The organism is Frankia tisae (assembly GCF_025403405.1).
Taxonomy (GTDB): domain Bacteria; phylum Actinomycetota; class Actinomycetes; order Frankiales; family Frankiaceae; genus Frankia; species Frankia tisai.
Window position 1 is genome coordinate 1 of sequence record NZ_JANEZT010000218.1, and the last position, 11,312, is coordinate 11,312.

Below are 11,312 nucleotides of genomic sequence, written 5' to 3' on the forward strand. Positions count from 1 at the left end.
GGCCGGACCTGCGGGAGGGGAAGACCCGTTCCGGTGATCCACAGCTGGGCGAACGGATCCGTCGGCGGGAGCAGGCTCGCGGGGCCCGACGGCGGCTGGTCGGCAGCGCCGGTGGGGCGGTCGATGTGGGCGCCCTGGCCAAGAGTGATCGTGCGCAGCTCATCCATGCGGGTACCGGCGACGTCGAGGCGGGTCTTCGCCTTCGCGACCGGATCGCGCGCCAGCGACACCTGAATGTTCTCGACCTGCCGTTTGACGCTGTACAGCGTCTCGCCCGGCAACGCGTCCTGCGCGCTGACGGCGAGGCCGACCAGAGCCACCGCACAGGCGAGGGAGACGGCCAGTAGCGGGCGGGCGGTGCGCAGAACCCGAGCTCGTCGAGGCGAGACTCGACGCACCCTCCGCCCGGTAGCGCCCGAGCCACGGGCGATGGCGGGCCCTGCCTGGGCGGACCCTGCCTGGGCGAGGGCGGTCTGGGTGAGGACGGCGAGCAGGTGGGCGCGCAGGGCGTCGCGGCGCACCGGGCTCATCCGGGGTGTCGGGAGGCCACGTAGGGCTGCCGCTGCGTTCACCAGGCGGAGTTCGGCGGGGTCGGTCGGCGGGCGTTGGCCGTCCAGGAGCGTGGCGGCCTGCTTGGCGCGGGTCCGACGCGGCCGCCACCACCGGAAGCCACGCAGCCGAAGCCCGGGCTGCTCCTCTTCGGCGGGATCCCGGCTGCGGTCGCGCGCTGCCCTCACGTCCCCCCCTGGGAGCGGTCGTGTGGCGGCGGTCCGGGAGCCGGCTGCCCCCGCGCCGGCCCGACCGAGGTTGACCGTCGTTCAGTTACCGAACTGCCACACAGTGTTCACGTGTACTGTACTACCTTTTTCGATCTTGGAGTTGGGCTGGGCGGACTGGGCTGTCACCCGGTCGGTCGGGTTGCCGAGCACGGCGAACCGATCGATTTTCAGCCCGCGCTGGCGGAGGATGCCCTCGGCGTCGCGATAGGTCTTGCCGATCAGTGTGGGGACGGTGACCTGCACGCCGCTGCCGTCACCGCCGCCGGTGGAGTCGTCACCGGCGTCGGGCGAGGAGGCGACCGTGAGCGTGACGGTGCTGTTGGGCACGATCTCCTGGCCGACCCCGGGGGCGGCACCGACGACGTTGCCGGGGGTCGCGTCCTCGGTCACGGTCAACGCGCGCTGGACCGTGACTCCCGCAACGGCGAGGGCATCGATCTCCGCCTTGGCGGCGTCGTAGGTCTTGCCGATGACGTCGGCCGGCATCTGTCTGGCGTCCGGCCCGCTCGACATGATCAGGGTGACGCCGTCCTTGGGCTTGAGCATCGTGTTGACGGCCGGGTTCGTGCCGATCACGTGGTCGGCGGGGACGGTGTCGCTGGCCTGGTTGGACAGCCCACCCACGGCGAGGTCGAGCTCCTTGAGCCGGGCCGTGGCCTGGTTCTGCGTGAGATTCGCCAGGTCCGGCACGGCGACGGTCGCCGGCCCGGAACTGAGCCGCAGAGTGATCACCGCGTTCTTGTCGACCTTCGTCCCGTCCTTGGGATCCTGCTGGGCGATGTGACCGGCGGCCACGGTCAGGTTGGCGACCGGATCGAGGTAGGTCTGCTTGAGCCCGTCGTCGTGCAGCACCGCCTCGGCGTCCGACTTGCTGAGGCCGGTCAGCTGCGGGACCTCGATCTTGTCGCTGGACAGCGAGTGCAGCGTGATGAAGCCGAGGAGCAGGACGAGAATCGCCGCGCCGCCCACGGCGAACGGCGCGTACCGACGGTAACCGGAACCCGCACCCGAGCCCGCGGCGCGGCGGCGACCGTGCGCGGCGCCGAGATAGCTGGTGGACGTCTGGCCGGGCGTGGCGGAGGAGCGGTAGAGCGCCCCGGTTCCGGGTTGGCTCGCGACCCCGCCCACGTATGGTGGCCCGGCGGCCGGATCATGCTCCGCGGTACCGGCCCTCGACGGCCGCCCCGACTCCGCGCCGGTGAACGGCCCGGCGCCGCGGGCGTCGTGGTAGTCGTTGTGGTAGTCGGCGTCGTAGTCGGCGGGCTGGAAGGCGCGGGTGTAGTCGGGCTCCGAGCCCTCGGAAGCCGGGCCGATCAGGCCGATCCGCTCGACCTCGCCGGTGAAGCCGGTCTGGTAGGCGTCCGCCGCTGGCAGGTACGGCCCGATGCGGTGCAGCTCGTCGAGCAGGGCTGCGCCGTCGGCCGGCCGACGGCTCGGGTCGCGCGACGTCGCCCGCAGCACGAGGCCGTCGAGCTCCGCGGGGACGCCCTCGACGAGGGTGGACGGCGCCGGCACGTCCCCGTGGACGGACTGGTAGGCCATCGACATCGGGGTCGCGCCGCTGTGTGGCAGCTGGCCGGTCAACGACTCGAACAGCACCACCCCGGCGGCGTAGACGTCGCTGCGGGTGTCGGCGGTGCCCTGGGTGACCTGCTCGGGTGCGAGGTAGCCGACGGTGCCCATGACCACCCCGTCGGTGAGCGCCTGGGTGGGCTGCCCGAGCGGGCGGGCCAGGCCGAAGTCGGCGACCTTCACCTGGCCGTCATCACCGAGAAGAATGTTCTCGGGTTTGATGTCGCGATGGATGATGCCCGCGGCGTGCGCAGCGGCGAGCGCCTCCATCACCGGCTCGATGATCTCGACGGCCTCGGCGACCGGCAGCCGCTCGCGGGCGGCCAGGTGCTGGCGCAGCGACCGGCCGCGAACCAGCTCCATGACCAGGTAGTTGACCAGGCCGGCCGGAGTGTGGTCGGAGCCCTGGTCGAGCACCGAGACGACCCGGGGGGTGTTCAGGCGCGCCACCGCCTTGGCCTCGCGGTGGAAGCGGGCGACGAACTCCGGGTCGTGGTTGAGATTGGGATGCATCACCTTGAGGGCGACGAGCCGATCCAGCCGGTTGTCGTGCGCGACGTACACCGTCGCCATGCCGCCGACGGCGATCCGTTCCTGCGCCGTGTAACGGCCATCGAGAAGCCGATCTATGACGGGGTCGGCCACGGTGGCATCCACGGGAGACAGTTTACGATCGCTGCCAGACCATGCCGCTACCGGAGCCTCGTGGTGTTAGTTCCAGATTCGAGCCGGGGGTCGGGAACGCTTCGAGATGCCTCGGACATAGCCGTTGCTATCGGTCATACCGGCTGATGGTGTTCGACTGAATCTCCAGCCCTTCCGTAAGCGGCGACCGGGCTGCGCGCATCCGCAGCGGCCCGCGCCTGCCCACGGCAAGGCCGCCCGGCCGACGAGGACGTGCCCCGGCACGTTCGGGTAATCGGCGGTCCGCCCCCGATCCGCGGGCCCCCGGTGTGGCCGCTCCGGCGGGGGTGCGTCGATCCGGCTCGGTGGCGGCGTCGGGCCGGCTAGACTGTGGGTTGCACCGGGGAGCCCGTGGACGTGGGCTGAGAGGCCGGCCAGGAACACCGTCGGCGACCCGCATACCCGATCGCGGTCATGCGCGCGTGGGGAGGATGGTCATCATGTCGCAGGTTCCGTCAGGTCCCACCGTTCCCAGGTCAGGATGGTCCGCGCCGTTCGGCGTCTCGTGGTCCGGCGCCGTCGAGGCGGGCGAGCCGCACGGGGGCGATGATCTCGTGATCGCCGGCCGCTCCTATGGCAGCCGCCTGCTGGTCGGAACGGGCAAGTTCGCCGCCCACGAGGTGATGCGCGACAGCCTGCTCGCCTCCGGCGCCGAGATCGTGACGGTCGCGCTGCGGCGGGTCGACCTCGACCGCGCCGGCGAGGGCGACGTGCTCGACTTCGTCCCGCCGGCCATGACGCTGCTGCCCAACACCTCCGGTGCCGCGGACGCGGCGGAGGCGTTGCGGCTGGCCCGCCTGGGCCGCGCGGCCACCGGAACCGGCCTGGTCAAGCTCGAGGTCACCCCGGATCCGCGGACGCTCGCCCCGGACCCGATCGAGACCCTGCGAGCCGCTGAGCTCATGGTCGCCGACGGCTTCACCGTCCTGCCGTACTGCTCGGCGGACCCGGTGCTGGCCCGCCGGCTGGAGGAGGCCGGCTGCGCCACGGTCATGCCGCTGGGCAGCTGGATCGGCTCGAACCGGGGGCTGCGCACCCGGGACGCGATCGAGGCGATCGTGGCGGGCGCGGGCGTGCCGGTGATCGTCGACGCCGGCCTCGGCGTGCCCTCCGACGCGGCCGAGGCGATGGAGATCGGCGCGGCCGCGGTGCTGGTCAACACGGCGATCGCGGTGGCGGCCGACCCGGTGCGGATGGCTCGGGCCTTTGCGCTCGCGACCGTCGCCGGGCGGCTGGGTTACCTGGCCGGGCAGGCCGGACCCGGCACGGCCACCGCGGCGTCCGCGTCCTCGCCGCTGACCGGTTTCCTCGGCGCCCTCGGCGCTGCGTCCCCCGGGACCTCTGTGCCCCCCGGGACCTCTGCGAACGGCAACGGCAAGGCGGTCGGGTGAGCGCGCCGCGGGGGGAGTTCGCCCGTGAGCTCGCCGCGCTGGACCTGTCCGCCCTGTCCGCCCGGTCGGGGCGCACGACGCTGGCGGAGGTCGACGCAGTGCTGCGCCGGGTCGTTCCCGATCCGGCCGGCCGGGGCGAGTCGGCGCCGGGGCGGCTTGGGCTCGAGGAACTGGCCGTCCTGCTCTCACCGGCCGCGACGGGACGCTTGGAGGAGCTCGCGCTCGCCGCCCGGGCGACCACGCTGCGTCGCTTCGGCCGGGCCGTGCGCCTGTTCGCCCCGCTGTACGTCTCGAACGCCTGCCTGTCGTCCTGTACGTACTGCGGTTTCGCCAAGGGCCTGCCCGTCGCGCGGCGCACCCTCAGCGTCGACGAGGTGGCGGCCGAGGGCAGGCTGCTGGCTGGGCGGGGCTTCCGCCACCTGCTGCTGGTCGCCGGGGAACACCGCGTCGAGGTGTCCGCCGACTACCTCGTCGCCGTGGTCGAGCGGCTGCGGCCGATGTTCCCGTCGCTGTCGATCGAGACGCAGACCTGGTCGGACGACACCTACGCCCGGCTGGTGCGGGCCGGGCTGGAGGGTGTCGTCCACTACCAGGAGACCTACGACCGGGCCCGGTATGCCGAGGTGCACGTCGCGGGCTGGAAGCGCGACTACGACCGCCGGCTGTCATCGTTCGAACGGGCCGCGGGCGCCGGGGCGCGCCGGCTGGGGATCGGTGCCCTGCTCGGCCTCGCCCCGGACTGGCGGGCTGACGTGCTCGCCCTGGCCGCCCACGCGTCGTTCCTGTCGCGGCGGTACTGGCGGACCGAGGTGTCGGTCGCGTTGCCGCGCATCAAGCCGAGTGCCAGCGGGTTCCCGCCGGCGGTGGTCGTCGCGGACCCCGAGTTCGTGCAGGCGTACGCGGCCCTGCGGCTGGTCGAACCCGATCTCGCGCTGACGCTGTCCACCCGGGAACCGGCGGCGATGCGCGACGGCCTGGTCCGCATCGCGGCGACGACGATCAGCGCGGGCTCCTCCACCGAGCCCGGCGGCTACGGCTCGCCGGGCACCGCCCAGGAGCAGTTCTCGATTTCGGACGAGCGCGCGCCGGCTGAGGTCGCCGCGATGCTCGTCGCGGCCGGCTACGAGCCGGTGTGGAAGGACGCCTTCCCACTCGTCGACTCGACCCCCTGGCACCATCCCGACCCGCGCACCGGTCCTCCCGTGGACCCGCCGGCCGCGCGGGCGGCACTGGGCTGAGCCCGCCCGGGCCCACCTGCCTCGCCGCGTTGAACCGGTCGGAACCCGGGCCGTCGAGCCCGGTCCGGACGATGCCGGCGCTAACGGGCCGTTCTGCCTCCGGACGGTGCCGCGGCAATTCGCCTATGCGCTCTTTGAGGGCAGTTGTCTTTGAGGGCAGTTGTAGGGCACTGTTCGTAATGTAGGGAGGGCTCGTTCCGGCCCTTCTCGACCCGAATGACGGCAAGCGTCGTGAAGGCCACTAGAGTGCCGGGCGTGCCTCGCATTCACCTGGTGTCAAACCTGCCTGGGGTGAACGCGCTCGGCGACCATCTGCGCGCAGCGGGTCTCGGCCCGACCTCGGCGCGGTCGGCGGACGCGCTTCTCGTCCTCATCGATCGTCCCCTCGACCACGTCGAGCAGGAGCTGCTTGACCGTGCCCGGCAGTCCGTCCCGGTGCTGCTCGCCGGCCCGACCGTGCGCGCCCTGCCCGCCGAAAGCCCGCTGGTGGATGCCTCCGGGCTCATCCCCGGCCGCACGACGCCCCCCTACGAACTGCGATTGCAGGCCGGGCCGCAGGGCGGCGCGATCATGGCGCGGTCGGGTGACTTCCGCCCGCGGGAGAGCTGGGTCATCCCGGAGAAGGTCGCCGACGACGTCGAGCGACTGCTGCTGATCCGCCATGAGATGAGCGAATACCCCGTCTGCACCTGGCGGCCGGAGACGGGGCTCGGCATGTTCACCCTGGGCACGGGCGCCAGCGTGCTCGGTGACCCGGCCTACCATCGGCTCGTCGGGCGGTGGCTGCGGCACTGCCTCGGCGTGCACGACGCGCCGCCGGTCGGCGTCGGCCTACTCGGTACTCCCGACACCACCGCAGCCCACCACGCGGGCCTCGACGCAACTGAGGGGCTGGAACTGACAGCCCTGTGCGACGGAGGCCCGGGCCGCGCGTCCGCGCACTCCGCGGGCCGCCTGCCCCACCGGGTCGAGGACCCCGACGATCTGGTGAACGACCCCGAGCTCGGCGTGGTCGTCGTCGCCACCCCGACGCACACCCATCTCGAGTGGGCCGGACGGGCGCTGGAGGCCGGCAAGCACGTGGTCGTGCAGGCGCCGCTGTGCCTGACGACGCCCGACGCCGACCAGCTCGCCGAGCTCGCTGCGGAGCGCAACCTGCTGCTCGCGGTGTACCCACAGGGACGGGCCGACCCCGGCTATCGCGCGCTGCACGCGGCCGTCGGGCGGGGCGCGATCGGGGAGCCGCTACGGCTGGCTCTGCACCGCGGCGGCCTGCGCCGGCCCGCGGGTACCTGGCGCGACGACGAGCGGATCAGCGGCGGCCAGCTCTACGATCGCGGGGCCGCCGGCGTCGACCAGGTGCTCGCGCTGGTGGACGAGCCGGTCGAGTGGGTCAGCGCCTCGGAACTCAAGCGGGTCTGGCACCACGTCAGCAACGCCGACCACAGCCAGCTGCTGCTGGGCTTCGCGAACGGCGCGCAGGCGCAGATCACCGTCTCCGACCTGACGGTGGCGGTGCGCCCGTGGATCGAGGTGCTCGGCAGCGCGGGCACGTTGATCCTCGATGGCGCCCCGGCCGCCGCGAACCCCGATCCGTTCGGCGACGAGCAGGTGGTCTCGGGCCGGCACGCCGGCCGCCGCGCCGCGCCGGACGACGACGCCGACGGCCCGGCTTCGCTGCTGCTGGCCACCTACGACGGCGTCCGTACCCGACTTCCGCTGCCGGCGCCCGGGCCGGGGCCGGGCGGCGCAGCGGCGTTCTACCGCGACCTCGCCGACTGCCTGGTCTCCGGTTGGCCCCTCGTGGGCTATGGCATCGAGGCGGCCCGCCCGGTCGTTGCGGTGCTGGAGGCCGCGGTGCGGTCGGCCGCCTCCGGCGGAGCACAGGTCGTGCCGCTGTGACGCTGCGCCGGTGCTGACTCTCGCCGGGTCTGTCGAGGTCATCGGTGGTGCGCACCCACCGGGCCTCGTACGGCGCCGCCCCGGCTTAGGTGTTTACTGTTGACCATGGATTGGCTGACCCTGCCCGACGCCGCAACGCAGTTGCAGGTTCCCGTGACCCGTGTTCGGCAGATGGTGCGCGACCGGACGATGCTGGCCCGGCGGGAGGGCGGCGTCCTACGGGTGCCGGCGGAGTTCATCTGCGACGGTGTGGTGGTCAAGGGCCTGCCGGGCCTGTTCACGCTCCTCGCGGACGCGGGGTTCACCGACGACGAGGCCCTGGACTGGCTCTTCCGGGAGGATCCGAGCCTGCCCGGCACCCCGATGCAGGCGCTCATCGAGAACCGCGGCAAGGAGGTCAAGCGCCGGGCTCAGGCCCTCGCCTTCTGACCGGGGCCGCGCGGTCGTGGTTCCTTGTGGGCTGTCGTGGGCTGCCGGCTCCCGTAGGGTCGAGGCATGGTCGATCGCCCGCCGCCCGCCTCGGCGCCGGTCCCCACTCCGCCGCGGGGACCGGCCCCGGCACAGGTCGTCGTCAACGGCGCCGTCCGCGCGGTCGCCGACGGCCAGCCGCTGCCCGACCTACTCGTCGAGCTCGGCCTGCGGCCCGGTTCGGTGGTCGTCGAACGCAACGGGCTGGCGCTCACCCCGTCCGAGTTGTCCGGCGTCCGGCTCGCGGACGGTGACATCCTGGAGATCGTGCGTGCCGTCGCCGGAGGTTAGCGGTGGCGAGGTCGCGCAGCGCCGGGAACGGGAACGACCCAGATCCTACGGATTGGATGGCAACTGATGCCCAGCGCGTCGGCAGGGGACGGGGCTTCGGTGGGAGGGTCGGTGCGGGCGGACCGGCTGCGGCGGCTCGCCGACGCTCGGCTGTATCTCTGCACGCCGCGGCGGGCCGAGTTCGGTCCGTTCCTCGACGCCGTGATCGGCCCGGCCGGCCGGGGCGGTGTCGACCTGGTACAACTTCGCGAGAAGAACCTCGAATGGGCCGACGAGGTGCGCGGCCTGCGTGAAATCGCCGCAGCCGGCGCCGGCCGGGACACGCTGGTCAGCGCCAACGACCGTGCCGACCTCGCCGCGTTCACCGGAGTGGACATCCTGCACGTCGGCCAGGACGACGTGCCGCCCGCCTTCGCCCGCCGGCTGGTCGGCCCGGACGTCCTGATCGGCCAGTCGACGCACAGCCCCGAGCAGTTCCTGGCGGCGCTGGCCGACCCGGACGTCGACTACGTGTGCGTCGGCCCGGTGCACGCGACCCCGACCAAGCAGGGGCGTCCACCGGTCGGCTTCGGGTTGCCCCGGCTCGCCGCCCGCCATGCCCCGCCGTTCCTCTCCGGCGCGAAGCCCTGGTTCGTCACCGGCGGCGTCGGCCCGGACACCATCGACGACATCCTCGACACGGGGGCCCGTCGGGTGGTTGTCGTGCGTGCCCTGACCGCCGCCGAGGACCCTGCCGCCAGCGCCGCCGCGCTGGCCCGACGGTTGCGTAGCGGCTGAGCCAGGCGGAGGCGCCATGCGGCACCTGAGTTACCTCGCCGTCCTGGCCGTCTGCCTGCTTGGCACGGCGCCGCTCGAGCTGTTCCTGGGGACCAGGGTCTACGCCCGCCCACGCCGTCTGTTGCTGACCCTGCTACCCGTCGTCCTGATCTTCGTCGCCTGGGACGTGTACGCCATCGCGGCCGGTCACTGGAGTTTCGATCCGCGCAGCATCACCGGTGTGCGGCTGCCCGGTCACCTGCCCTTGGACGAACTGCTGTTCTTTCTCGTGGTTCCCGTCTGCGCGGTGCTGACCCTGGAGGCGGTCCGGGCGGTGCGCGGCTGGCCGGCCGGCGACGAGCCCGACGACGGGCAGGAATGAGTTACACGGTGCTGGCGGTGCTTGGCGTCGCCGCGGCGGTTGCCGCCGACCTGTGGCTCCTGCGCACCCGGCTGGTGACCCGGCGGATCTTCTGGGTCTCGTACGCGATCATTGTTGTCTTCCAACTGCTGTCCAACGGGATCCTTACCGGGTTCGGCATCGTTGTCTACGATTCGGGTGCCATCACGGGGCTACGTATCGCCTACGCTCCGGTCGAGGACCTGCTGTTCGGCTTCGCCCTCGTCACGCACACGCTTACCTGGTGGGTCTGGTGGGGGCGGCGCCTGGATCGGTCTTCCCGGCGTCACTCGGCCCCCACCGACCGTCGCAAATAGCAGCGTTGCGTTACATTTGCGAAACTGAATGAAATCTCCCCGCACTCCGTGACGGAAACGAGTGAATTGACCCCCTGGAGGTCATCCATCGGCCTAACCTCGACCGTGATGACGCATGATGTTGCGGGGGGCCCGGGTTCGGCGGGGCGGCACCGCTCTCCCTGGGGTAAGCCGGGCAGGATTCTGCCTGTCCGATGGGGACGCGTCATCGCCGCAGTGGCCGCATTGGCGCTGCTTGTTGTGAGCCTGGTGTTGATTCATGGCCGAATGGCCGGTAACGGTCGGGCCGCCGGGCCCACCAACCGCCCCGGCGGCCCGACCGCCCCGGTCGCGCCGGCGGCGCAGGGCTCGTCGGATGTGCTGACGGCGACCACCACGACTCACCGGCCGGGTGCGGCCGCATCGTCGACTCCCGCAGCCGGCATCGCCGCCTCGACGGCTCCGGCTTCCGTGCTCGCCTCGCCGTCCGAGGCGCCCTCCGGAGCCCGTTCGCGTGCCGCCGGGCAGAGCGCCGCCGCGGCTGTCCCGGTGGCACCACGGCCCACCGGTTCGGTCCTCGCGGTGAGCGCGACGACGGTCGACCTCGGCCCGGTCGACTCGGTCTGGCGGCTTGACCTGCGGGGCGAAGGCACGGCGCCGGTCGACGTCGCGGTCGGGGCAAGTCCAGCCTGGCTCGCCGTCGTCCCCGACCGGCCCCGCGTCAACCCGGGGGCGGACGTTCCCCTGGTGATCACCCTCGACCGGTCGGTGGCCCCGCCGGGGCCGGTCGACGTCACCGTGCCGGTCAGCGCTCGCAACGGCGTCGGCGGGGCGGACGTGCGCATCACGGCCAGCGTTGACGGACCACCGCGAATTCTCTCGGTGGTGGCCGCGCCGGATCGGGTCTCGCGGGCGGGCTGCCCGTCGGCGGCGGGTGCGGCACAGGCGACGGTGACGGTGACGGCGCTCGACGAGACCGGCATCTTCGCCGTGGAACTGACCGCCGTCCTGCCCGGTGGGCGGACGACGACCGAGTCGCTGAGCCTCGGCCAGGCGACGGGAAACCGTTCGACGTGGACCGGCCAGCTGGCGTCCGCGCAGGATCCCGGCACGATCAACTACACCGCCACCGTCACGGACCTGGAAGGGCGACGTTCGCAGTCGCCGGGCTCACTTGTTGTGCTGCCCTGCCCGTCGTAGCCGGCGCACGCAACGGCCGTACCGGTCAGCGGCCAGAAAGTGTAGTGCCGCCCGGCTCGGGGGGTGCCGGGCGGCGGATTCATCATCGCAGGTGCGCCCCGCCTCGCCAAGACCTTGGCCGGTGTCCTCCCCGGACCCGTCGATCACGTAGGCGAGTAAGGCCAGGTCAGGAGGGGCGTCGGTCGGCTGTTCCCCGGCCACGTGGCGGCCACGGCGCGCGGGGCGGGGGCGCTGCGCCCGGGCCGGATGATGATCCTCCCACGGCTGGATCCGTGGCTGGATCCGTGGCCGAGGTCGGACCCGCGGGGGCGTCGTCGGCCACGGTGGGGGCGGCG

General features: G+C 72.8%; 11 protein-coding genes. 9 read left to right on the forward strand and 2 right to left on the reverse strand.

The features are described from left to right. Both NBZ85_RS19675 and NBZ85_RS19680 read right to left on the reverse strand, forming a co-directional pair. The coding region (locus NBZ85_RS19675; protein WP_261562379.1) for a DUF5667 domain-containing protein at positions 1-737 on the reverse strand (737 nt) is incomplete at its 3' end. A gap of 81 nt (positions 738-818) precedes the next feature. Further along, entirely contained in the window at positions 819-2,996 is a 2,178-nt protein-coding gene (locus NBZ85_RS19680) for a Stk1 family PASTA domain-containing Ser/Thr kinase (RefSeq protein ID WP_261558284.1), read from the reverse strand. Positions 2,997-3,475: 479 nt separating this feature from the next. On the opposite strand from NBZ85_RS19680, the gene NBZ85_RS19685 reads away from it, so the two are divergent. The 9 genes from NBZ85_RS19685 (at position 3,476) to NBZ85_RS19725 (ending at position 10,977) form a co-directional block, all read left to right on the forward strand. After that, positions 3,476-4,426: a thiazole synthase gene (locus tag NBZ85_RS19685; RefSeq protein ID WP_261558283.1), complete on the forward strand. Its 951-nt coding sequence runs from the start codon at positions 3,476-3,478 to the stop codon at positions 4,424-4,426. Further along, positions 4,423-5,664 carry a 2-iminoacetate synthase ThiH gene (thiH, locus tag NBZ85_RS19690; protein ID WP_261558282.1) on the forward strand — a complete coding sequence of 414 codons (1,242 nt, stop codon included), beginning with the start codon at positions 4,423-4,425 and terminating at the stop codon, positions 5,662-5,664. The genes NBZ85_RS19685 and thiH overlap by 4 nt, the downstream gene beginning before the upstream one ends. Before the next feature lie 216 nt (positions 5,665-5,880). Next, the gene (locus NBZ85_RS19695; RefSeq protein ID WP_261558281.1) at positions 5,881-7,566 is read left to right on the forward strand and encodes a Gfo/Idh/MocA family protein; all 1,686 of its coding nucleotides are present in this window, start codon (positions 5,881-5,883) and stop codon (positions 7,564-7,566) included. A gap of 105 nt (positions 7,567-7,671) precedes the next feature. Next, complete coding sequence (locus NBZ85_RS19700) at positions 7,672-7,995, forward strand: Rv2175c family DNA-binding protein (protein ID WP_261558286.1); 324 nt, start codon at positions 7,672-7,674, stop codon at positions 7,993-7,995. Between the two features lie 66 nt (positions 7,996-8,061). Beyond that, positions 8,062-8,325 carry a sulfur carrier protein ThiS gene (gene thiS / locus NBZ85_RS19705; protein WP_261558280.1) on the forward strand — a complete coding sequence of 88 codons (264 nt, stop codon included), beginning with the start codon at positions 8,062-8,064 and terminating at the stop codon, positions 8,323-8,325. 66 nt (positions 8,326-8,391) lie between these two features. Then, positions 8,392-9,102 carry a thiamine phosphate synthase gene (locus NBZ85_RS19710; protein WP_261558279.1) on the forward strand — a complete coding sequence of 237 codons (711 nt, stop codon included), beginning with the start codon at positions 8,392-8,394 and terminating at the stop codon, positions 9,100-9,102. A gap of 16 nt (positions 9,103-9,118) precedes the next feature. Then, the gene (locus NBZ85_RS19715) at positions 9,119-9,463 is read left to right on the forward strand and encodes a lycopene cyclase domain-containing protein (RefSeq protein ID WP_261558278.1); all 345 of its coding nucleotides are present in this window, start codon (positions 9,119-9,121) and stop codon (positions 9,461-9,463) included. Beyond that, positions 9,460-9,798 carry a lycopene cyclase domain-containing protein gene (locus tag NBZ85_RS19720; protein WP_261558277.1) on the forward strand — a complete coding sequence of 113 codons (339 nt, stop codon included), beginning with the start codon at positions 9,460-9,462 and terminating at the stop codon, positions 9,796-9,798. Before NBZ85_RS19715 ends, NBZ85_RS19720 begins: the two co-directional genes overlap by 4 nt. A gap of 267 nt (positions 9,799-10,065) precedes the next feature. Further along, positions 10,066-10,977: a hypothetical protein gene (locus NBZ85_RS19725; RefSeq protein ID WP_261558276.1), complete on the forward strand. Its 912-nt coding sequence runs from the start codon at positions 10,066-10,068 to the stop codon at positions 10,975-10,977. Positions 10,978-11,312 lie beyond the last annotated feature (335 nt).